This window comes from Pseudomonas fluorescens HK44 (assembly GCF_000217955.3).
Classification (GTDB): domain Bacteria; phylum Pseudomonadota; class Gammaproteobacteria; order Pseudomonadales; family Pseudomonadaceae; genus Aquipseudomonas; species Aquipseudomonas fluorescens_AQ.
The window spans coordinates 60684-82690 of record NZ_AFOY02000028.1; the positions used below are offsets into that span (position 1 = coordinate 60684).

Below are 22007 nucleotides of genomic sequence, written 5' to 3' on the forward strand. Positions count from 1 at the left end.
GAGCCTGCGCCTACGTCGATTCAGGTGGATCGAGGTTATCCAGCGCCCGATTCACCGCCAACTCGGCCAGGGAAATCATCTGTTGAATCGCCAGCGCGGTATTGCGCTTGGGGCCTTCGAGCTCAAAGGCCAGATCGCTGGCCATGACATTGACCGAGGCGAGGGTTTCGCAGGCGTGGGCCAGCAGGGTTTCAGAGTCGACGTCGGGGGCGATGACGAAAATGCAGCCGGGGCGTCGGTCGGCTAACAATGTCTTGGTCTCAGGCAGTACCAGGTAGTGGTCGAGCGCACGGTGCGCGGCGGCGTGGAGTTCTTTTGAGTCGAGGGAGGCGTAGGGGGAAACGGGGTCGGTTTCAGGCGGATTTGGAGTGGCTTTGAACATGGTATTGGGTCCTTAAGGTTGGAGCTGCCACCACTTCGCGACTAAACAAAGGGTGGCGGCTGTACGCAGGTTAGTCGACCGGGGACCCAAGGAAATCCGGCGCGCCGAAGCGCCCTGCGCACAGCCACCATCAAGTGCAGGGATAAAGAATACCTGACTGATTGTTGCGTGATGCGCCTTGGAGAACCGCGAGCGACTAAACCCGATCACTGATAATCAGCGACACGAAAACAATAGAGGCGACGCCCAAAGCGCACAAGCCGGCGGATTCTGGCGCAGGTGTAGGCCGTGACGCAAGGCGTTGTAGCTTCTGATGGGCACTACGTAGGCAAGCTTAAACACCCGTAGCTAGCCTTCATCACCGTTTTTTGGGGGACCCATTTCAAATGACAGAACGCCTCACCCTCCAACCCCATTGACCAGAAACACCGGCTCCTCCAGATAGTTGAGTCCCAGCCGGTTTTCGAACAGTTCATCGCGTAATGCCGCGGTGGTGAAACAGCCCAGCCCAAGGGCGGTGGCCACCAGTGAAAAGGTCTGACTCAGATGCCCCACATCCATCAACGCCACTCGCAGTGCCCGGCTGAACTCGTACTTCCAGGCCATCCGCTCGACCCGCGCCGTGGACACAAACACTGCCGCTGCGTCCTTGATCCACGGCTGTTCACCACAGGCTTCGCTGATCCAGACTCGCGGGTCTTCCCGTGACAGCAGCTCAAGCCCGTGGCGGCGTACCGAATAGTGGTAAAGACCGCGTTCGAAACCTTGCACATTCATCAGCACCGCATACACCTCGGTGCCCTGCAGCGAACCGCCGGCCGGTGAGGTTTTCTTCAGGAAATAATCCCCCATGCGGTTCTGCTCCATGACCGTCGCGCCCCAGGTGTAGTAGAGCAACAGGGACAATCGCTGCGCGCTCAACGGCTGGTCACTGAAGGTTCGCGACGTGCGGCGCTCGCACAGCGAGTCGAGCAATGTCGATTGGGCGATCGCGCAGGAAGGCGCCAGCAGCGGGTTTTCCAGGGCAACGAAAGGATGGGAGAAATAATCCTTGAACGCCGACGGCTGGCGTCGCGCCGAGGCCTTTTGCTCAAGCTGCGTTTCCAGGTCGCTGACGCTGATGTAGGGCGTATGCGACCCGGTCCGGGTGCTCAGGTAAAACTCCAGCGCCGCGTCCCAATGGGCCCAAAGGCTGGCCGGCTGGCTACGCTCAACGCAAGTGTCAGTGTCAGAGGGCGTCTCGACCGGTTGCAGGACACCCTGGCTGATCAGTTCCCGCAGGAACGCCAGGTTGTCGTCCTGCTCGGGACTCTGCAAAACACCCGGCAGCAACAAGGCACTGCCCAGTGTCTGGGGAGTCAGGAAGTGGCGCAGCAACGGCAGAAACTTCACACCGAATTCCAGACTCAGGTCCCACTGCCGATCCCGGATAAAAAACGATGCCGAGCCGACGCTGAGCCAGGTGCTTTCCCTGAGTTTCAACAGGGTTTGCGCCCCCTGCTCGAGTTGCGTTTGCGGCTCCTGCCGGGCAAAACCCCGCCAGTACAAGGCCTTGGGCCGAAGGGACTTGATGGCCGTGATCAACGTCAACAATTCTGCATCATCGGTTTTGCGGGAAATATCCCACTCAAGGGTGATCGCTTTCACCGGCGATGAATCAAACAAGTGACGCAAGATGTCCCAATCCCGCCGCGGATGGCCGGTATGTATTTCAATCAGCCGGTCCAGCGGCAACGAACGCAAGTAGTTGTTCAGGTCGTAACCCAGGGTTCTGGCGGTCGCGATCGCGCTGTCGAGGTCCAGCAGAAAGCCCGAGCCACTGCGTTCCACCACCCTGGAGATGAACGCGCCTTCAGATGGTTCTTGTGCATCGTGCAACGAAAACAACCGTGGCGCGTTTTCAAGCACCAGTGGCGTTGCCGTGAGGTCACGCAATTCGATGGCGTTGGCCACCACCGTGTCAGCCACCTCTTGGGCCAGAGTCGGCAAAATGAAATGCTGAGTGTCGCCACCGTGGAACCGCGACCAGGAAATATGCTCAGCCAACCAGGGTGAGCGGGTTTTCTCGCACAGCCGCCGAGTCATTTGCAAAAACTCGCGGTCCATCGCGATGCCCACGCTGCCCAAGGACAAACTGGAAGAATGCAGCAAGCTCGGTACTTGCACAGCGAGCTCAAGCAGACGCGGTTCCAGAATGCAGTGCGTCGGCTGAAACTCGACGTAATCGAAGGGCAGCAAGCCCTCGGCGAGAATCCGTTCGACGGTCGGGTCGAGCCCCTCCCACGATAACTCACCCTGAGGCGTGCGCCGTGGCAAATGGTATTCCAGCCCGACGCCGGCCTCGGGAAATTGCGAAGCATCAAACATCGCCATGTCCGCCTCCCTGGCGTTAACCGGTCAGGCCCAGCATGCGTTTAGCCCCTGCCGCAGCCCCCGATATCGCCAACAACCCGGCGTGCTGACTTTCCAGCGCTCTGACTTCTTGAACCAGGTTTTCCAGCAGTTGGCGCCCTTGAGGGGTGAAATCGGTGCTGGCTTCGAAATCGGGCAACGCCTTGATCAAGCCTTGCAGGATGAACACCAGGCGCTTTTGCGCCCGCTGCAGTTCATGGGACGAGCGCGAACGAACCCGCTCCAGGTATTTGACCAACGCGACGTACACGAAAAACGCATGGAAATAGCCATAGAGGTCACGCTTCTGCCCCGACCACGGCAAGGTGAACAACGCCTCCCGCGAGGTCTCATCCTTGACGACCGGGCACACTTCGACAATGTTGTAGAGCAATTGATGAGTCGCCTCATGCACCAGCGACTCTTCCAGGTCGAGTATTGAATCATCCCGGTTCGATACGAGGATGATCCCGGTGAAGCGCGAAGCCGAACAGCTTCGAAATGAACCATCGGGTAAATAACAGATGGACTTGACCAGTTTTCTAAACTGTTCACGACAGGCGGGCCACGTGTGCTCTATCCGCAACAGCGCAATATTCACCACATCGCAAAAGAAACTCACGGAATGACCATGACGCTCCAATTGTTTACGGGTCGCTTCATCCCCCGGAAATTCATAACTGGGCGGCGCCACTCTCGTCACCAACGGATCAACATCAAACTGATACACCGGGGGACAATAATCATTCATGTGAACACTGTCGTTTTTTTTCACCCGCGCCAGCATCAGTGGGAACTCGATCAACATTTGCTCTAACGCTTCAGTATTCGCCGCCTTTTTCGTGATGACCAGGTTGGCATAATGAGCAGTCAATACACTCCACACTTGAAACACCGGATCATTAATAATCACGCGCTGCTCGCGGGTCGGCGGCACGATAAGATTAAACGCCTGCTCGAAAAACTCCGCCAGCTGCGGAGCATTGGGAAATAGTTGAAAAAGTTCGGTGTACAGCGCAACAAAGCTTGTGTAGCGATTGCGACTGACACGTTCCAGCAATACCTCAAATCGTGAAAGCTCCGTGTCCGGCAGGAATGTCGTGCCCTGAAACAACTCGTCATCGGATAGCTCACGCAGACCACTGTTCCCGATTTCCATTTTTCAACCTTCCCTTAGGTAGGCGGCAACGGCTTCGCCATCGTCAGACTGGCGACGCCATACCCTGATTGTTCATAAAGACGACGCGCCGCATCGTTGCGACCAAAGACATGCAGTCGCACTTCTTCGCATCCCGCCTGGCGTGCCCATGACTCGAGGGCCGACAGTGATTGTTTTGCATAACCCCGGCGGCGCTCTCCGGGGTCAATGTAAATGTCCAGAATGAAGGCACTCTTGCCGGCACAGGTGTGTCGCTCGGCGACCCACAACTCGCCAATGCGACGCGCTTGATCCTTGATCACCCAGAGTTGGTTTTTTTCAGTCAACCGCCCTTGCGGCAACAATTGCTCGAAGACACTACGGGCCCTTTGCCCGGCCTCCTCATGGGCCCACTCCCCCGCGACGACCATACCGTCACCATATTCAGCAACGGCTCTTTCGGCGAACGTTGCAAAGTCCGCGTTATCCATTGGAGCCAAGGTGACAGACATGAGTCATTCACTCCGCGCTCGACCGCTGTGCCTCATGACATTTCATAAAGCCATTCGGCGTACCTGCGTGAAAGACCCACCTTTCGGGGTACGCCAAATGGCATCACCGGCCGTTAATCCATGCGCGCTTGCTGTTGCTGGGTATCAAATATGGCACGCGTCCCCAGATTACTTCGAATACCGGCAGAGGCGGCTGACAGTTTTGCAGCATCAATGCCTTTAACCGCCGCAATTTCATCAGCACTTAGATGCACACCAATATTTTTAGCTGCCGTGGCAGGATCATTGTGAAGTGCATCGGCAAACCCCGGATCCAGCACGGCACGTCCAACAACCGTGGCCAAGGTTTGCTGATTGACTTTATTGCTCATGGTACTTCTCCTTGTTATTTCGGCATGACGAAAAATGCACCCCTGACGAAGCATGAAACTTTCCCTTGCCCGCCCTGAGGACTTTGAATATAGCAAGGCCACTGTTCTTTTCCAGCCATACCCACGGATCCCTTTAAACCGTTTCACGATAATCGACAACACCGTTTCTTAAGGTTAACTGGCGATTATCAATAGCCGTTTAATGACAACAAGAACTGTAGGAAAGCGCTTACAACCAAAGCAATAAATACTTCTACTTAATATCAACCCACACACAGGCGCGCCATTAATAGATCACACAACCCGGCCCTCACTATTGACCCGGATAACCTGGGGATTTAATTAACAATGTTCCATGCACCAGCCCCTCGACAGGCATCTATTAGTGTTCGATTATCGCCCAAAACCCGGTACGCCCGATTGAATCCCTCCATTGATCCCCCGCACCATTCCCCACCGACAAGAACCAATAACAACAGGTCCGGCACCATGACTGCACACCCTACCCGCTCCGGCTGATCTCTCCCGTTCGTTGACCCGAATTCGAATTTTTGTCTGCAACCCCTTGGTTGCGGCTGCGTCCTGCTTCATCCCTAACAATTAGAGAGACCCGACTTCATGAAGCCTTCCACCTGTGCAAAACAGCTTTTGCCGACTCTATTGACCACCGCACTGGTCAGCGCAGCCCTCCCGGCGCTAGCCGAAGAGTCGGGTTTTCTAGACGGCGCCCAAGCCAACCTGAACCTGCGCAACTTCTACTTCAACCGCAACTTCACCAACCCGACCCATGCGCAGGGCACGGCGGCAGAATGGACGCAAAGCTTCATCCTCGATGCCAAATCCGGGTTCACCCAGGGCACCGTCGGTTTCGGCATGGACGTATTGGGCCTGTACTCGGTGAAACTCGATGGTGGACGCGGCACTGGCGGGACGCAGCTGCTGCCGCTGGACCACGATGGTCGCCCCGCCGATAACTTCGGACGTCTGGGCGTGGCGTTCAAGGCGAAGCTTTCCAAGACCGAGTTGAAAGTCGGTGAATGGATGCCGGTGTTGCCGATCCTGCGCTCGGACGATGGACGCTCGTTGCCCCAGACGTTTCGCGGCGGCCAGGTCACCTCGAAGGAAATCGACGGCCTGACGCTCTACGGCGGTCAAATGCGCGGCAACAGCCCGCGTGACGACAGCAGCATGAGTGACATGTCGATGACCGGCAAACCCGCCGTCACGTCCGACCGTTTCAACTTTGAGGGCGCCGAATACAGCTTTAACGACAAGCGCACGCAAATCGGGGTGTGGAATGCCCAGCTCAAGGACATCTACAGCCAGCAATTTATCAACCTGGTCCACACCCAGCCACTGGGCGACTGGACGCTGGGCGCCAACCTTGGCTTCTTCTATGGCAAGGAAGATGGCAGCGCACGGGCCGGCGACCTCGATAACAAAACCTGGTCCGGGCTGTTCTCGGCCAAATATGGCGGCAACACCTTCTATGTCGGCTTGCAGAAGCTCACCGGCGACAATGCCTGGATGCGGGTCAACGGCACCAGCGGCGGGACGCTGGCCAACGACAGTTACAATTCGAGCTACGACAACGCCCGGGAGAAATCCTGGCAACTGCGCCACGACTACAACTTCGCTGCCGCCGGTATTCCCGGCCTGACCCTGATGAACCGCTATATCAGCGGCGACAACGTGCACACCGGGACCGTCACCAACGGCAAGGAATGGGGCCGCGAGAGCGAAATCGGCTACACCGTGCAAAGCGGTAGCCTGAAAAACCTCAACGTCAGGTGGCGCAACTCGACCATGCGCCGGGACTACAGCAACAATGAGTTCGACGAAAACCGCCTGATCGTCAGCTATCCGATCAGCCTGCTCTGACGCGATAAAAATACCGCAAGGACATGAACCGTTCAGCACCGTTATGCTCCTATGGAGACTTCCATAGGAGCGATGGTCTTGCGCGTGGTAAATAATTGCGCGCTGACGGCCTGCGCTCATCCTGATCTATCGCGGGCCAAGCCAAAAAACATGAAATTGATCGCCGCTGTTTTATTAACCCTTGCTGTAACGGTCGGCCTCAGCGGCTGTATCGGCCCGCCGATCGAACTGACCCCGAAGACCGAGCAGATTCTGCGCTCGACCCCGCCGATCCGCTTTCTGCTGACCTTCGACGACGGTCCAAGCGCGTCCAGTTTTTTCAATCCGACCAGTGCCGTTCTCGATGTACTCGCCAACAACCCGATTGAACCGGGTATCAAGGCCGTGTTCTTCGTGCAGACACAAGCCCCCCGGGCCGGTGGCAGCGAACTGGGCAAAAAAATCATGCAGCGTGAACATGCCGAGGGCCAGACCCTGGGCTTCCACACCGCCACGCAGTGGCATACCAATCACCGCTCGCTCTCCCCGGAAGAACTCGAACAGTCGCTCACCCAAGGCTCTGCGGACATTGCGGCGATCACCGGCAGCACGCCAGTACTGTTGCGGCCACCGTTCTGGAATTACGACAAACGTACGTTCGCCGCGTATCAACACCATGGCTTGCATGTGTTGCTGACCGACCTGAGCGCCAATGACGGAAAAATATGGGGCTTCAATGGCAGCCCGCGCCGGCGTTCCAACATGCTCAGGCAAATGTCCGAGGTGCGCGAACGGATTGCGGCCGGCGAACTGCCGACGGTCGACGGTGTTATTCCAGTGGTGGTGACGTTTCACGACCTCAATCGCTACACGTCCTGGCATATGGGGGAGTACCTACAGATTCTGCTCGACAGCGCCCGCGAGACCGGTGTGACAACCGCCGCCAAACCGTTTTACGACGACCAGGCAGCCGTGCAACGGGCCGCCATGGCCCGCACCGTACGCGATGCCGCGCAACCGGTGCATTTGCCTGGCGTGTGGAGCTGGTTCTGGGACAGCAACTCCCATTGAGGCACACCGTCGCTGAAGCAGCACGGCCCTGACAGTCGTGTCAGGGCCGGAGGTCGCGACTACTCGCGCGATTCGACACCCAACTCATCCCACACCGACTCGGCCAGGTGGAAGGTTGCATTGGCCGCCGGGATGCCGCAGTAGATCGCGCTCTGCATCAGCACTTCCTTGATCTCGGCGCGGGTGACGCCATTGTTCGCCGCGCAACGCAGGTGCAGTTTCAGCTCTTCGTTGCGGTTCATGCCGATCAGCATGGCGATGGTGATCAGGCTGCGGGTGTGGCGTGGCAAGCCAGGGCGAGTCCAGATGTCACCCCAGGCGTGGCGGGTGATCATGTCCTGAAACTCGGCATTGAACTCGGTCAGGGTCGCCAGGCTGCGATCGACATGGGCATCGCCGAGCACCGCGCGACGCACTTGCATGCCGTCGGCGTAACGTTGTTTCTCGTCCACAAATCGCTCCTCAGATAGACTGTTCAGCGAACAAAAAACCCAGCACCCGGTCACTGAACGCGCTGCCGGCCTGAACGTTGGACAAATGGGCGGCGTAGAACTCGGCGTACTCGGCGCCGCTCACCCGTTCTTGAATAAAGTGCCCGCCGGAAGGTGGCGTGACCGCGTCTTCGGTGCCAGCGATGACCAGGGTCGGCACCGTGATCGATGCCAGTTGCTCGCGGAAATCGGCATCGCGTACCGCCGCGCAATTGGCGGCATAACCTTGCGGTGAAGTGGCGGCGAGCATGTCGGTGATCTGTTTCGCCACCGCTGGATTGGCTTCGGCGAAGTCCGGGGTAAACCAACGGGCAATCGACGCATCGCGCAGTGCGACCATCGCCGCCGGACCGTCACGCAGTACGGTCTCGATACGCGGGTTCCAGACAGAAGGATCACCGATCTTCGCCGCGGTGTTGCACACCACCAGTTTGTGCAGACGCTCGCCGGCGTTGATCCCCAGCCACTGACCGATCAACCCGCCCATGGACAGACCGCAAAAATGGGCGCGCTCGATGTTCAGGGCATCCAGCAGCGCCAGCACATCACGACCCAACTGCTCGATGCTGTACGGCCCCGGCGTCACCAGCGAACGGCCATGACCGCGAGTGTCGAAACGCAGCACGCGCAAGTGTTGGGTGAACGCCGGAATCTGCACGTCCCACATGTGCAGATCGGTGCCCAGCGAGTTGGACAGCACCAGCACCGGAGCGTGTTCAGGACCGTCGAGTTGGTAGTTCAGTTCGCCGTCGGCGAGTTGTACGAATCCCACAAAAATTCTCCTTCAGGCAGTCAGGGCAAAATGTTCGGCCAGCGCACGCTCAACCCAGGTTTGAGCCTGACCAAGGTAGTGCGCAGGGTTCATCAATTGATCGAGTTCAGCACTCGATAGCTCGGCAGTCACGTGCGGCTCATCACCGAGCACCGCACGTAAATGTCGCTGCTCGGCCACCGCGCGTTTGCAGCACAGCTCCAGCAGATGGTGGGCTTTGTCGCGACCGATCCGTTGGGCGAGGACGATGCTGACGGCTTCAGCCAGCACCAGGCCTTGAGTCAAATCGAGGTTCTGCGCCATGCGCTCGGCGTCGACCTCCAGCCCCTCTGTTATCAACTGCGCTTGCTGCAAGGCACCGGACACCAGGCAGCAGATTTCCGGCAGGGTTTCCCACTCGGCATGCCACAACCCCAGGCTGCGTTCGTGCTCTTGCGGCATGGCGCTGAACAGTGTCGACAGCAATCCGGGAACGCGCGTCGCAGCACCGATCAGCACCGCCGCGCCCACCGGGTTGCGTTTGTGCGGCATGGTCGAGGAGCCGCCCTTGCCCGGTGCCGAAGGTTCGAAGACTTCCGCCGCTTCGGTCTGCATCAGCAGGCTGATGTCGCGGCCCAGCTTGCCGAGGCTGCCGGCGATCAGGCCAAGTGCTGCGCCGAACTCCACCAGCCGGTCGCGCTGGGTGTGCCAGGGTTGTTCCGGCAACGTGAGTTGCAGCTCCTGCGCCAGCGCTTCGGCAATCGGCATGGCCTGCTCGCCGAGGGCTGCGAGGGTTCCGCTGGCACCACCAAATTGCAGCACCAGCAGGCGCGGCTTGAGTGCGTGCAGACGTTGCCGACTGCGCGTCACCGCCCCCAGCCAACCGGCGATTTTCATCCCCAACGTGACTGGCGTCGCATGTTGCAACCAGGTACGTCCGGCCAGTGGCGTGACCACATGCCGTCGGGCCTGGATCGCCAACGCTTCGCCGAGTCGCGCCAGATCGCTGTCGATCAAGTGCAGTGCCTGGCGCAATTGCAGCACCAGCCCGGTGTCCATCACATCCTGACTGGTTGCGCCCAGATGCACATAACGTTCGGCGTCCTGATCATGCGCGGCGATCTGCTTGCCCAACACCTTGACCAACGGAATTGCCGAGTTACCGGCAATGGCTATCGCCTCGCCAAGAGCAGCAAAGTCGTAGTGCTCGGCCCGGCAAGCCGCCTCGATCGGGGCAACGGCAGATGCCGGAATCAGCCCGACCCGCGCCTCGGCCCGAGCCAATGCGGCTTCAAAATCGAGCATGGCCTGAACCCGGCCCTGATCGCTGAACACCTCACGCATATTTCGAGCCGTGAAATAGGCATCGAACAATTGATTGCCCGGTCGTTGCATAGAGGATTCCTTACGCGGCGCGCGCCCGCTTCAGGCGCGCGCCGACAAGTCAAAGTTCGTGTTCCAAATACGCTGCCTGTCTCGGCAAACGCAGGCTGAACAGGAAGGCGACCGCCATCATCGCCGTCACGTACCAGTAGAAGGAGTTTTCGATACCCACCGATTTCAGGCTCAAGGCCACGTACTCGGCCGAACCGCCGAAGATCGCATTGGCCACCGCGTAGGCCAGGCCCACCCCCAGCGCACGGACTTGCGGCGGGAACATTTCGGCTTTCACCAGACCGCTGATCGAGGTGTAGAAACTGACGATGGCCAATGCCACGGTGATCAGCCCAAACGCCAGGAACGGGTTGGTCACCGACTTCAAGGTCAGCAGGATCGGCACGGTGAACAGTGTTCCCAGAGCACCGAACCAAAGCATCGAGTTACGCCGGCCGATCTTGTCGGCGAGCGTGCCGAACAGCGGTTGCATGCACATATATAGAAACAGTACGCCGGTCATGATGTAACTGGCGGTCTTGGCGGGCATCCCGGCGGTGTTCACCAGGTACTTCTGCATATAGGTGGTGAAGGTGTAGAAAATCAGCGAACCACCGGCGGTGAAACCGAGCACGGTAATAAAGGCGGCGGTGTTGTGCTTGAACAGCGCGGCCATGCTGCCGGCATCCTTGTTTTCACGCATTTCCTTGCTGGTGGTTTCTTTCAGCGAACGGCGCAGGAACAGCGAAATCAATGCCGCCGCAGCACCGACCACGAACGGAATCCGCCAGCCCCAGGCACGCAGGTCGTCCTCAGTCAGGAACTGTTGCAGGATCACCACCAACGACACGGCCAACAGTTGGCCGCCGATCAAGGTCACGTACTGGAACGAGGCGAAGAAACCGCGCTGGCCCTTGAGTGCAACTTCACTCATATAGGTCGCGGTGGTGCCGTATTCACCGCCCACCGACACGCCCTGAATCAGGCGAGCCACCAGTAGCAGGAGCGGTGCCCAGACGCCGATGTCCTTGTAGGTCGGCAGGCAGGCGATCAGCAATGAGCCGGCGCACATCATCAACACCGAAATCATCATGGAGTTCTTGCGCCCGTGCTTGTCGGCCACCCGACCAAACAGCCAGCCGCCGATGGGACGCATCAAAAACCCTGCGGCGAACACTCCGGCGGTGTTAACCAGTTGCACCGTGGGGTTGTCGGAGGGGAAAAACGCCGGGGCAAAATAGATCGCGCAGAAGGCGTAAACATAGAAGTCGAACCACTCGACCAGGTTGCCGGAAGAAGCCCCGACAATTGCAAAGATCCTTTTGCCACGCTCTTCAGCGGTGTAGAGACTGGTTATTGTTGTCATGTTTTTGCACTCGATGGGGACAGTGAGAGTCTAGACATACTTTGCAACAGCCCCGCTCCACAGAACAAACCCGAACACTGCGATAAACCTGTGGCGAGGGAGCTTGCTCCCGCTCGGCCGCGAAGCGGTCGTAAATCCGGCCGACCAGTTCAATATGAAGAACTGCACAGCCAGGTTTTGGGTCTGCTACGCAGACCAGCGGGAGCAAGCTCCCTCGCCACAGAAGCGCGGTGAACTCAGTAATCGAAAAACACCGTCTCGGCATCGGTGCCCTGCAGAATCACGTTCCACTGCAACGTGCCCGTGCCATTGTCTTTCGCCATCAAGGTCGTGCGGCGCTCTTCAGGCACACAGGCCAGCAGCGGGTCGCCGGTGTTGGCCGGTTCACCGTCAAAATAGATTCGCGTCAGCAAGTGCTTGACCAGGCCACGGGCAAACACCAGCACCACCAGGTGCGGCGCCTGTGTACTGCCCTTGAGCCCCGGCACTGTCCCCGGCTTGATGGTGGTGAAACGGAATCGCCCTTCTGCGTCCACCGGCACTCGGCCAAACCCTTCGAAATTCGGGTCCAGCGGTTTGTCCTGCTGATCTTCTGGATGGTCATACTTGCCAGCGGCATTGGCCTGCCAGACTTCCAGCATCGCGTCGTTGACGAAATCGCCGTTGCCATCGACCACTTGCCCGGTGATCGTCACACGTTCGCCGAGGGTTTGTTCAACGGTCAGGTTTTCACGGTTCAACCAGGTCAGACCGATGTGGTAATACGGCCCGACCGTGTGGGACGTCGTCGCGTTCAGCGTCATCTTATTTCTCCATCGGCGTGGCATCGCGGCCGCGCAAAACGATGTCCCAACGATAACCGAGGGCGTAGGACGGGATGGTTTTTTCCAGGTCGAAACTGGCGATCAAACGCTCTTTGGCGCTGGTATCGGGTACGCAGTTGTAAATCGGGTCGTAGGCCAGCAACGGATCACCGGGGAAGTACATCTGCGTGACCAGCCGGGTCAGAATGCTCGGCCCGAACAGCGAGAAATGGATATGCGCCGGGCGCCAGGCATTGGGGTGGTTGCCCCACGGGTAAGCGCCAGGCTTGATGGTCTGGAACTGATACCAGCCATCGGCGTCGGTCACGGTGCGACCGGTGCCGGTGAAGTTCGGGTCCAGCGGCGCATCATGCAGGTCGCGGTCATGGTTGTAGCGGCCAGCGGCGTTGGCCTGCCAGATCTCCAGCAGAATCCCCGGCACCGGCAAGCCGTTCTCATCCAGCACGCGGCCGTGAATGATGATCCGCTCACCCAATGGCGCGCCCTGATGTTGGGCGGTCAGATCGTTATCCCGTTCTTGCAGAGACTCGGCGCCAATGGTCGGACCGGTAATTTCCGACAATGAGTGAGGCAAAAACACTAACGGCCTGGACGGCGAACGGCGGTTGGTCGATTGATAGGCCGGATGCAAATATTCCGGCTGGGTGCCCCCTTGCGGACGACGGTAACCAGGCTTGTCAGTCATGAAACGTCCTCTTTTCCTGTTCGATAACGCGGCGGCGCATCAGACCCGTTCGATGGCCAGTGCCAGACCCTGGCCAACGCCAACGCACATGGTCGCCAGCGCTTTCTTGCCGCCGGTTTTTTCCAACTGATGCAGCGCCGTCAGTACCAGCCGCGCACCGCTCATGCCCAGCGGATGACCCAAAGCGATGGCGCCACCGTTCGGGTTAACCTGCGCCGCGTCGTCGGCCAGACCGAGTTCACGCAACACCGCCAGGCCCTGACTGGCAAACGCTTCATTGAGTTCGATCACATCGAAATCGCTGACCGCCACGCCCAGGCGTTCGGTCAACTTGCGCACCGCCGGCACCGGGCCGATGCCCATCACCCGTGGCGCGACGCCGGCGCTGGCCATACCCAATACCCGAGCGCGGGCGGTCAGACCGTGTTTTTTCACGGCTTCGGCAGACGCGAGAATCAACGCGGCGGCACCGTCGTTCACGCCCGAGGCATTCCCAGCGGTGACGGTTTTGTCCGGGCCATTGACCGGCTTGAGTTTGCTCAGGGTTTCCAGGGTGGTGTCAGCGCGCGGATGCTCGTCCTGCTCGACCACGCTTTCGCCCTTCTTGTGGGCAATGCGCACCGGGACGATTTCTTCGGCGAAATAACCGGCAGCTTGCGCAGCGGCCGTCCGTTGCTGACTGCGCAGTGCGAAAGCGTCCTGATCAGCACGCGAAACCGCGTAATCGTCGGCCACGTTGTCGGCCGTCTGCGGCATCGCATCGACGCCGTACTGAGCCTTCATCAACGGGTTGATGAAGCGCCAGCCGATGGTGGTGTCTTCCAGTTTCATGTTGCGCGAGAACGCCGCATCGGCCTTGCCCATCACGAACGGTGCGCGGGACATCGACTCGACACCGCCGGCAATCGCCAACTCCATCTCACCGCTGGCAATTGCCCGGAACGCCGTGCCGATGGCGTCCATGCCCGAGGCGCACAGGCGATTGAGGGTCACGCCGGGAATGCTTTCCGGCAACCCGGCCAGCAGCAATGCCATGCGCGCCACGTTGCGGTTGTCTTCGCCGGCCTGGTTGGCGCAACCGAGGAACACTTCGTCCACGGCGCTCCAATCGACGCTCGGGTTGCGCTCCATCAGAGCCTTGATCGGCACCGCGGCCAGATCGTCAGCGCGAACCGTCGACAAACCACCGCCAAAACGGCCGATCGGTGTGCGAATCGCATCGCAGATATAAACCTCGCGCATCACGCTTCTCCCGGTGCTTGGCCGTGGGCGGCAGCAGTACGCGCTTCAAGATCACGCAGCGCAGCCAACTCGATGTCGGTCGGTTCAGCGGTGTGCTCCACCTGATCGGCAAAGCGGACAGCCCAACCGGTGGCGGCGATCACTTGCTCGCGGGTCACGCCCGGGTGCAGCGCGGTAACCACGAATTCGTTGCTGCCGGCTTCCGGTTCCATGATGCACAGGTCTGTAATGATCCCCACTGGACCGGCGCCCGGCAGGCCGAGACGCTTGCGCGAGTCGCCGCCTTCGCCATGGCCGACGGAGGTAATAAAGTCGAGTTTGTCGACAAACGAGCGAGCCGACTGTTTAAGGATGATCAACACGCTTTTCGCCGAGCCAGCAATCTCCGGCGCACCGCCAGCACCCGGCAGGCGGACTTTCGGTTGATGGTAATCGCCGACCACGGTGGTGTTGATGTTGCCAAAGCGGTCGACCTGAGCGGCACCAAGAAAACCAACGTCAATACGCCCGCCTTGCAACCAGTAGCGAAAAATCTCACCGGTCGGGACGACGGTGTCGGCGGTTTCCGCCAGCTCGCCGTCACCGATCGACAGCGGCAATACCGTCGGCTTGGCACCGATCGGACCCGATTCATAGATCAGGACTACATCTGGAGAGGAAGTCAGACGCGCCAGGTTGGCCGCTTTCGACGGCAGGCCGATGCCGACGAAGCACACCGAGCCATTCTTCAGTCGACGAGCGGCGGCGACGGTCATCATTTCATTGGTGGAGTAAGCCATTATTGAGCCTCCATTGCAGCGGCCAGCTTGGCCTGGAATTCACTGAAGTCAGCACTGCCGTGGATGTATTCGTTGATCCACGCGGTGAAAGTTTCACGGTCGCGGGCAATCGGGTCCCAGGCCTGATAGAAGCGGTTGTCGCGTTCGGTGTAACCGTGGGCGTAGGACGGATGCGCGCCACCGGGCACATGACAAACCGCGCTCAAGGCCCAGGTCGGCAAGACACAGGCGTTCATCGGCGCCTTCAGGTCGTCGACGATTTCTTCAACCGTGACGATGCAGCGCTTGGCGGCCAATGCAGCTTCCTTCTGCACACCGAGAATGCCCCAGAGCAAGACGTTGCCCTTGCGATCAGCCTTCTGCGCGTGAATCACCGTGACGTCCGGGCGCACCGATGGCACCGCCGCCAGCACTTCGCCGGTGAACGGGCAGGTCACGCTTTTGATCAGCGGGTTGACCTTCGGCAAGTCGGAACCGGCGTAAGCCCGCAGCACCGCGAACGGCAGGCCAGAGGCACCCGCAACATAGGCATTGGCCAGGTCGGCGTGGCTGTGCTCTTCGATTTCCAGCGCATGCGGCCACTGTTTCTCGACGGCATCGCGCAGACGGTGCAGCGAGCCCACACCCGGGTTTCCGCCCCAGGAGAAAATCAGCTTGCGAGCGCAACCGGCACCAATCAATTGGTCATAGACCAAGTCAGGGGTCATGCGCACCAGCGTCAGGTCTTTCTTGCCCTGACGAATGATTTCATGACCCGCTGCGGTCGGAATCAAGTGCGTGAAGCCTTCAAGCGCGACGGTATCGCCGTCGTTGACGAATTGCTTCACCGCGTCGTGCAGCGAAAGGATTTCAGCCATGGGGTTGGACTCCCGATTCTCAGTAAACCGATGTGGAGGACAAGGCGCGATGAGCAGCGCCGGAATGACTGAAGATTAAGCCGCCGAAATAACCCAAACAATCCGATAATCGACTAAGTGTTCGTTTATCGAACAGATTGTTGTCTTCCTATCGTTCCCATTGCGCTACCGAAAAGCATCGCGGGCAAGCCTTGCTCCTACGACGGGATGTTGATCACGCCATTTGTAAACGACTGAAGTCCTGTAGGAGCAAGGCTTGCCCGCGAAGAGGCCCGCACATTCAACAAAAAACTCTGCTCAAGTCGCATCCGCATGGCTGACCAAGCCTTTGATCACCACTGCCGTGGTGGCCAACGCCGCCGGGATCACCAATGCCGTCAGCACCTGTTCGAAATTCCAGCCCAGGCCCAACAACGTTGCCCCCATCCAGGCGCCGAGAATCGCACCGAAACGGCCAATCCCGAGCATCCACGACACGCCCGTGGCCCGACCTTGAGTCGGATAGAAGCGCGCCGCCAGCGACGGCATCGCCGATTGCGCGCCGTTGACGCACATGCCGGCGACCAGCACCAAGGTTGCGAGCAGTGTGATGTTGCCCAGGCTTTGCCCTACAGCGTAGGCAAACACCCCGGCCAACAAGTAGAAAGTGCCGATCACCTTGTGCGGATTGAACCGGTCCATCGCCCACCCCACCGCCACTGCACTCAGCACGCCGCCAAACTGGAACAGCGCACCAATGAAGGCGGCCTGCTCCATGCTCGCGCCGCTGTCACGCATCAGGGTCGGCAGCCAACTGGTCAACAGGTAGACGATGACCAACCCCATAAAATAGGTCAGCCACAGCAACAACGTACCGGTGCTGTAAGTACCGGAGAAAATCACCGCGAACACATTGCGAGCCTTTACGGTTTTTTGTTCAGGCACGCTGAAACTCGATGCCTGGGCAATAGTCGCCGGATCAATCGGCGCCAGTGCCTTGCGCACCTTGTCGGTGCCGCGATTGCGCACCACCAGGTAGCGCGCCGACTCCGGCAGCCACAGCAACAGCACCACCCCGAGAATCAACGGCAGAATCCCGCCGATCAGCAACAGGCTGTGCCAGCCAAATGCCGGGATCAGCTTGGCGGAGATGAATCCGCCACCAGCCATGCCCAGGTTGAAGCCGCAGAACATGCTGGTCACCAGCAGGGATTTTTTGCGCTCCGGGGTGTACTCCGACAGCAGCGTGGTGGCGTTCGGCATGCCGGCGCCCAGGCCAAGCCCGGTCAGGAAACGCAGCACCAGCAGTTGCTCGACATTCGTGCTGTAAGCCGAGGCCAGACTGAAGGCGCCGAACAACAGAACCGCGCCGACCAGTACGACTTTTCGTCCAAAACGGTCAGCCAACGGTCCAGAGCCCAGTGCGCCGAAGACCATGCCGATCAGCGCTGCACTCATCACCGGGCCGAGGCTGGCGCGGTCGATCCCCCAATCCTGAGACAGCGCCGGTGCGATAAACCCCATGGCCGCAGTGTCCAGGCCATCGAGAAACACAATCAGGAAACACAGGATCACCACCCGCCATTGATAGCGCGACAGCGGTTGGGCATTGATAAAGGACTGCACATCGAGGCAGTTCCCGACAGCGGATTGAGGCTGGTTCATTATTTTTATTCCAGGCAAGAAACGCAGGCGAATGCGTGCGGGCAATCGCCGCTTCATTATTATTCGGTCGTCTTCCGGCGCCAGGAGCAGTGGCCAACAGCAGCAAATGACGCTGCCGCGACATTAATGAGGCAAGGGAAACAGCGTCAATTCGCCAAACGCGACTCTGGGCGTTTATCGAACAGCTTACGCAAACAGCTGGGCACTCAACTCACGGCTGGCACTCAACAACCCGGGCAAAAAACGCTGCTCCAGTTCGTTGCGGCTGACCCGTCCGGCGTGGGTGCTGACATTTAGCGCAGCCAGCACCTGACCGGATGCGTCATACACCGGAACGGCAATCGAGCGCAGGCCTTGCTCGAGCTCCTGGTCGACAATGCACCAGCCCTGGCGCCGAACTTCCTGAAGACATTCGAGCAACGACTCACGCGTATGCAGGGTGCGACTGGTCTTGGCCTGCAATTCGGCATGTTCGAGGTAATCGTGCAGCGATGCATCGTCCAGCGCGGCCAGAAGAATCCTACCCATGGAGGTGCAATAAGCCGGTAACCGCCCGCCCACCGACAGATCGACCGAGATCAGTCGCTGGGTCGTTGCCGAACGGGCGATGTACAAGATGTCATCACCTTCCAGCGTGGCCATGTTGCAAGCCTCGTGCAGTTGTTCGCTCATGCGGTCCAGATAAGGCTGGGCCGATACCGCCAGCGGCGTCGAGGACAGATAGGCATGGCCGAGGGTCAGGACTTTGGGCAACAGCGAATAGGTTCGACCGTCGGTGGTCGCGTAGCCGAGCTTGATCAGCGTATGCAGGCAACGGCGCACGGCGGCGCGGGGAATTTCCGTACGGTGGCTGATTTGCGCGATGGTCAGATGCCGCTTGCGCTCCTGGAAGGCCTGGACCACTGCCAGGCCACGGGCCAGGGAGGTCATGAAGTCAGGATCGCCAGTGAATGCCTGAATCCGCTTGGCCGGCGAAGCAACGATCGGCGGCGCCACTGAAGCAAAGGAATTGCGCAACTGATCGTTCATTTCAGGTCATTCCCCAGAGTTCGATAGCTATTACAAGCTGCCCCTGAGCTTGCGCACAAGCATCGGCAGTCAAGGTTGGGCGATTATCGAACCATTAATCGATAATCGCAATCAACTGGTAGCAGGGCCAAATGGCATGAGGACTGCGGGTACATTTTCCGATAAGGACGGGACCGCTCATTACAGATTTTGACACTTTAGCTGGCACTGAATAACAGCCGCGTTCTAATCCACCCAACTTGTACGACTTAAAGGCGCCAGGAAAGGGGCTTGTAAAGACGTTGCCAAAAAGTGCATCGCACACAAAACTTGCGGGTGACAAAACAAATTCACAGAACGAAGCACTTTTAAGTTATTCGAGATAGTGTTCTGCCGATCGGCCGCTATAATGCAACTCAGTGATGACCGTGCCTTTTGGCAACTACGGGATCCAATCACTCAGGCAGCGCGAGGTTTCAACCCCGCTTCCTGTCGGCAAACGCCTGACGCTCATTTCGAATGCCCGACCCATGCGTTTGCAAAAAAATAAAGAAACTGATGCTACGTCAGTAATTCTGCTCTGGTGCCGTGGCCGCCTGCACGAAGGAAGCTGTCAAGCACAACGCTGTCGCAATGGGTGTCTTCCCGGACTCTCTGCTCGAGACGCGTGTGACCGACACAACGAAAGCAGTGCGTATCACCAGAATTTATCTCAACTCAATTAGGTAACACTGTGACGAAAGAAGAACTGCGCGCGGAACTTGAGCGCCAGGAACAACGTTACAAGGAAGTTTACGGCGGGGAAGTCACCACCTACGCCGCTCAGCCCGACCCGGAACGCAAACCTTGGCGTAAACGCGCCAGCATCCTCGATCAGGCCTTTACCCAGGAACTGCAGAAGATGGAAAAGGAACTCAAAGCCGAAGAGCCATAATCGCGAAGGTTTGAGTTTTCAGGGCCTGCGTCGCCTTCAGCTACACGCTGAATGAATTGGCGTCCCATATCGCGCCTGCTAAAAGCCGGCGATTGCCACCTCACTCCTATCGGAAGAGGTTATTGGCGCTTGGCTGGCCCTCCTTACAGATATTTCACACACCCCGTTCAGCCTTCCATCGAAGTCGCTGAAATGCCGGCGTGCGCCACAACACCCAATGAAATCAAAGGCTTGAAAAACCTACGGCAACGCTGGGATTTAGGGCCTTGTTACACACTAAATCATTGAAGAATGTAACCGATGAGAAGCAAGTGCATTGATTAGCAGGGTTTTCTGGCATAATCGCGCCCCCTTATGACCGGGTCAGAAAACCTTCATGATCGATTTATTCAGCGGACTGGATGCTTGGGTGCTTGTGAGCCTCTTGCTCGCCCTGGCCTTTGTCCTCGCCTTCGAGTTCATCAACGGCTTTCATGACACCGCTAACGCGGTTGCCACTGTTATCTACACCAAAGCCATGCCGCCTCATCTGGCAGTGTTCTTTTCCGGTGTGTTCAATTTCCTCGGCGTGTTGCTGGGCGGCGTTGGCGTGGCGTATGCCATCGTCCACCTGCTGCCGGTAGAGTTGCTGATCAATGTGAATACCGGCCACGGGCTGGCGATGGTGTTCTCGTTGCTCGCTGCGGCCATCACCTGGAACCTGGGGACCTGGTACTTCGGTATCCCGGCCTCCAGCTCTCATACCCTGATCGGTTCGATCCTGGGTGTGGGTCTGGCGAACGCCCTGATCAACGACATTCCATTGGCTGACGGTGTCAACTGGCAGAAAGCGATCGATATCGGCTCCTCGCTGGTGTTCTCGCCAATAGCCGGCTTCCTGGTAGCCGCGCTGGTGCTGGTTGCCCTGAAGTGGTGGCGTCCCCTGTCCAAGATGCACAAGACACCGGACCAACGCCGCAAGCTTGACGACAAGAAACACCCGCCATTCTGGAATCGCCTGGTACTGGTGATCTCGGCAATGGCTGTCAGCTTTGTTCACGGCTCCAACGATGGCCAGAAAGGCATCGGCCTGATCATGCTGGTATTGATCGGTATCGTGCCGGCACAGTTCGTACTCGACCTGAGCAGCACCACCTACCAGATCGAACGCACTCGCGATGCGACCCTGCACCTGAGCCAGTTCTATAAGCGCAATGCCGATACCCTGGGTGAGTTCCTGGCCTTGGGCAAAAGCCTGGATGGCGATTTGCCGGAGAAATTCCGCTGCAACCCGCAACAGACCGAGCCGACCATCACCGCCCTGCTTGGCACCCTCAAGGGTGTAGCTGACTACCACTCGCTGTCGCAAGAAAGCCGCATTGAAGTGCGTCGTTACCTGCTCTGCCTGGACGATACGGCGAAAAAGGTCGGCAAGTTGCCTGGCCTCGATGCCCGCGAAAAGGCAGACCTGGACAAACTGCGCAAAGACCTGACTACCACCACCGAATATGCCCCGTTCTGGGTGATTCTGGCGGTCGCCCTGGCACTCGGCCTGGGCACCATGGTTGGCTGGAAGCGCGTGGTACTGACCATCGGCGAGAAAATCGGCAAGCAAGGCATGACTTACGCTCAAGGCATGTCGGCACAAATCACCACGGCGGGCATGATCGGTCTGGCGAACATCTTCAGCCTGCCGGTATCGACCACCCACGTGCTGTCTTCGGGCGTGGCCGGGACCATGATCGCCAACAAAAGCGGCCTGCAAGGCGGCACCGTGAAAACCATCCTGCTGGCCTGGGTCCTGACCCTGCCGGCAACGGTGGCCCTGTCGGCCGGCCTGTTCTGGCTGGCGTCGAAGGCACTCGGCAGTTGATTCATAGCCAAACCCAAAAGGCGCGCCCTCTCGGAGGTCGCGCTTTTTTTATGCCCGCGATTCCCAAAACCTCGCAGCGTGCGGTAGCTCCTTGTATCGCACGCCCAGCACCCCAACCACTCAGGCCGGCCGGTAGGCCGCCGTGCTGTTGCCTTTGATCTTGATCCACCCGCCCCTATCGGAAGGCCGAGTGGAGGTGTTCATCAGGGGGTGGGCGCGCAGCGCCGTACGGCGTAGCCGGACACATCGAGAGGAGGTCGTCGCGCAGCAGACCGTAGGCGATGCCCCCTGATGGACACCGGAGTGAGGGAACGCCGAGCCTAGGCGAGGTGCCGTACGCTTGGGGCGAAGACCTTTGCTTCCTTTGGGGCGTCTGCCAAAGGGAGTCGCTGTAAAAGCGAAACCGTAAGCGGCCATCACCGCAGAAATGGATATGTACACCTGTGGGAGATTGATCGGCTGTCAGGCCGCCTTC

General features: G+C 59.0%; 20 protein-coding genes. 4 read left to right on the top strand and 16 right to left on the bottom strand.

Annotated elements, in window-relative coordinates; genetic code table 11:
* Nucleotides 1–10 precede the first annotated feature (10 nt).
* From HK44_RS28200 to HK44_RS28220, 5 genes are all read right to left on the bottom strand, one after another.
* Entirely contained in the window at nucleotides 11–382 is a 372-nt protein-coding gene (locus HK44_RS28200; RefSeq protein ID WP_019692212.1) for a DUF6124 family protein, read from the bottom strand.
* 399 nt (nucleotides 383–781) lie between these two features.
* Nucleotides 782–2755: a multinuclear nonheme iron-dependent oxidase gene (locus HK44_RS28205; RefSeq protein WP_019692211.1), complete on the bottom strand. Its 1974-nt coding sequence runs from the start codon at nucleotides 2753–2755 to the stop codon at nucleotides 782–784.
* A 16-nt stretch (nucleotides 2756–2771) separates the two neighbouring features.
* Nucleotides 2772–3932: an aKG-HExxH-type peptide beta-hydroxylase gene (locus HK44_RS28210; protein WP_019692210.1), complete on the bottom strand. Its 1161-nt coding sequence runs from the start codon at nucleotides 3930–3932 to the stop codon at nucleotides 2772–2774.
* A gap of 14 nt (nucleotides 3933–3946) precedes the next feature.
* Nucleotides 3947–4423: a GNAT family N-acetyltransferase gene (locus HK44_RS28215; RefSeq protein ID WP_019692209.1), complete on the bottom strand. Its 477-nt coding sequence runs from the start codon at nucleotides 4421–4423 to the stop codon at nucleotides 3947–3949.
* A gap of 113 nt (nucleotides 4424–4536) precedes the next feature.
* Nucleotides 4537–4794 carry an Os1348 family RiPP precursor gene (locus HK44_RS28220; protein ID WP_019692208.1) on the bottom strand — a complete coding sequence of 86 codons (258 nt, stop codon included), beginning with the start codon at nucleotides 4792–4794 and terminating at the stop codon, nucleotides 4537–4539.
* A gap of 618 nt (nucleotides 4795–5412) precedes the next feature.
* Here HK44_RS28220 and HK44_RS28225 point away from each other — a divergent pair.
* Nucleotides 5413–6675 (top strand): OprD family porin, encoded by a 1263-nt coding sequence (locus tag HK44_RS28225; RefSeq protein WP_019692207.1) that lies wholly within the window; start codon nucleotides 5413–5415, stop codon nucleotides 6673–6675.
* 150 nt (nucleotides 6676–6825) lie between these two features.
* The gene (locus tag HK44_RS28230) at nucleotides 6826–7725 is read left to right on the top strand and encodes a polysaccharide deacetylase family protein (protein WP_031319753.1); all 900 of its coding nucleotides are present in this window, start codon (nucleotides 6826–6828) and stop codon (nucleotides 7723–7725) included.
* Between the two features lie 59 nt (nucleotides 7726–7784).
* Here HK44_RS28230 and pcaC read toward each other — a convergent pair whose 3' ends face one another.
* From pcaC to pcaR, 11 genes are all read right to left on the bottom strand, one after another.
* Nucleotides 7785–8177, bottom strand: a complete 393-nt coding sequence (gene pcaC, locus HK44_RS28235) for a 4-carboxymuconolactone decarboxylase (protein WP_019692205.1) — start codon at nucleotides 8175–8177, stop codon at nucleotides 7785–7787.
* Nucleotides 8178–8187: 10 nt separating this feature from the next.
* Nucleotides 8188–8988 carry a 3-oxoadipate enol-lactonase gene (gene pcaD, locus HK44_RS28240; RefSeq protein ID WP_019692204.1) on the bottom strand — a complete coding sequence of 267 codons (801 nt, stop codon included), beginning with the start codon at nucleotides 8986–8988 and terminating at the stop codon, nucleotides 8188–8190.
* A 12-nt stretch (nucleotides 8989–9000) separates the two neighbouring features.
* On the bottom strand, nucleotides 9001–10362 hold the full coding sequence (locus tag HK44_RS28245; protein ID WP_019692203.1) for a 3-carboxy-cis,cis-muconate cycloisomerase: 1362 nt from the start codon (nucleotides 10360–10362) through the stop codon (nucleotides 9001–9003).
* A 49-nt stretch (nucleotides 10363–10411) separates the two neighbouring features.
* Nucleotides 10412–11707 (bottom strand): MFS family transporter, encoded by a 1296-nt coding sequence (locus tag HK44_RS28250; RefSeq protein WP_019692202.1) that lies wholly within the window; start codon nucleotides 11705–11707, stop codon nucleotides 10412–10414.
* A gap of 236 nt (nucleotides 11708–11943) precedes the next feature.
* The gene (pcaG, locus tag HK44_RS28255; RefSeq protein ID WP_019692201.1) at nucleotides 11944–12510 is read right to left on the bottom strand and encodes a protocatechuate 3,4-dioxygenase subunit alpha; all 567 of its coding nucleotides are present in this window, start codon (nucleotides 12508–12510) and stop codon (nucleotides 11944–11946) included.
* A gap of 1 nt (nucleotide 12511) precedes the next feature.
* Nucleotides 12512–13216, bottom strand: a complete 705-nt coding sequence (pcaH, locus tag HK44_RS28260; RefSeq protein WP_019692200.1) for a protocatechuate 3,4-dioxygenase subunit beta — start codon at nucleotides 13214–13216, stop codon at nucleotides 12512–12514.
* A gap of 39 nt (nucleotides 13217–13255) precedes the next feature.
* On the bottom strand, nucleotides 13256–14461 hold the full coding sequence (pcaF, locus tag HK44_RS28265) for a 3-oxoadipyl-CoA thiolase (RefSeq protein ID WP_187682508.1): 1206 nt from the start codon (nucleotides 14459–14461) through the stop codon (nucleotides 13256–13258).
* Nucleotides 14458–15240: a CoA-transferase subunit beta gene (locus HK44_RS28270; protein ID WP_187682509.1), complete on the bottom strand. Its 783-nt coding sequence runs from the start codon at nucleotides 15238–15240 to the stop codon at nucleotides 14458–14460. The genes pcaF and HK44_RS28270 overlap by 4 nt, the downstream gene beginning before the upstream one ends.
* Nucleotides 15237–16094, bottom strand: a complete 858-nt coding sequence (locus tag HK44_RS28275; protein WP_019692197.1) for a CoA transferase subunit A — start codon at nucleotides 16092–16094, stop codon at nucleotides 15237–15239. Before HK44_RS28275 ends, HK44_RS28270 begins: the two co-directional genes overlap by 4 nt.
* A gap of 297 nt (nucleotides 16095–16391) precedes the next feature.
* Entirely contained in the window at nucleotides 16392–17738 is a 1347-nt protein-coding gene (locus HK44_RS28280; protein WP_019692196.1) for an MFS transporter, read from the bottom strand.
* A gap of 186 nt (nucleotides 17739–17924) precedes the next feature.
* A complete protein-coding gene (gene pcaR, locus HK44_RS28285; RefSeq protein ID WP_019692195.1) occupies nucleotides 17925–18767 on the bottom strand; it encodes a pca regulon transcriptional regulator PcaR in 843 nt (280 codons plus the stop codon).
* A gap of 712 nt (nucleotides 18768–19479) precedes the next feature.
* Between pcaR and HK44_RS28290 the strand changes: the two genes are divergently transcribed.
* Nucleotides 19480–19680, top strand: a complete 201-nt coding sequence (locus HK44_RS28290) for a hypothetical protein (protein ID WP_019692194.1) — start codon at nucleotides 19480–19482, stop codon at nucleotides 19678–19680.
* Nucleotides 19681–20056: 376 nt separating this feature from the next.
* Nucleotides 20057–21532, top strand: coding sequence for an inorganic phosphate transporter (locus HK44_RS28295; protein ID WP_019692193.1), 1476 nt, complete (start codon nucleotides 20057–20059; stop codon nucleotides 21530–21532).
* Nucleotides 21533–22007 lie beyond the last annotated feature (475 nt).

Bases quoted from the DNA above. Each gene is read 5' to 3' on its own strand.
- HK44_RS28200 (WP_019692212.1), bottom strand. From the start codon at position 382: ATGTTCAAAGCCACTCCAAATCCGCCTGAAACCGACCCCGTTTCCCCC.
- HK44_RS28205 (WP_019692211.1), bottom strand. From the start codon at position 2,755: ATGGCGATGTTTGATGCTTCGCAATTTCCCGAGGCCGGCGTCGGGCTG.
- HK44_RS28210 (WP_019692210.1), bottom strand. From the start codon at position 3,932: ATGGAAATCGGGAACAGTGGTCTGCGTGAGCTATCCGATGACGAGTTG.
- HK44_RS28215 (WP_019692209.1), bottom strand. From the start codon at position 4,423: ATGTCTGTCACCTTGGCTCCAATGGATAACGCGGACTTTGCAACGTTC.
- HK44_RS28220 (WP_019692208.1), bottom strand. From the start codon at position 4,794: ATGAGCAATAAAGTCAATCAGCAAACCTTGGCCACGGTTGTTGGACGT.
- HK44_RS28225 (WP_019692207.1), top strand. From the start codon at position 5,413: ATGAAGCCTTCCACCTGTGCAAAACAGCTTTTGCCGACTCTATTGACC.
- HK44_RS28230 (WP_031319753.1), top strand. From the start codon at position 6,826: ATGAAATTGATCGCCGCTGTTTTATTAACCCTTGCTGTAACGGTCGGC.
- HK44_RS28245 (WP_019692203.1), bottom strand. From the start codon at position 10,362: ATGCAACGACCGGGCAATCAATTGTTCGATGCCTATTTCACGGCTCGA.
- HK44_RS28250 (WP_019692202.1), bottom strand. From the start codon at position 11,707: ATGACAACAATAACCAGTCTCTACACCGCTGAAGAGCGTGGCAAAAGG.
- pcaG (WP_019692201.1), bottom strand. From the start codon at position 12,510: ATGACGCTGAACGCGACGACGTCCCACACGGTCGGGCCGTATTACCAC.
- pcaH (WP_019692200.1), bottom strand. From the start codon at position 13,216: ATGACTGACAAGCCTGGTTACCGTCGTCCGCAAGGGGGCACCCAGCCG.
- HK44_RS28275 (WP_019692197.1), bottom strand. From the start codon at position 16,094: ATGGCTGAAATCCTTTCGCTGCACGACGCGGTGAAGCAATTCGTCAAC.
- HK44_RS28280 (WP_019692196.1), bottom strand. From the start codon at position 17,738: ATGAACCAGCCTCAATCCGCTGTCGGGAACTGCCTCGATGTGCAGTCC.
- pcaR (WP_019692195.1), bottom strand. From the start codon at position 18,767: ATGAACGATCAGTTGCGCAATTCCTTTGCTTCAGTGGCGCCGCCGATC.
- HK44_RS28295 (WP_019692193.1), top strand. From the start codon at position 20,057: ATGATCGATTTATTCAGCGGACTGGATGCTTGGGTGCTTGTGAGCCTC.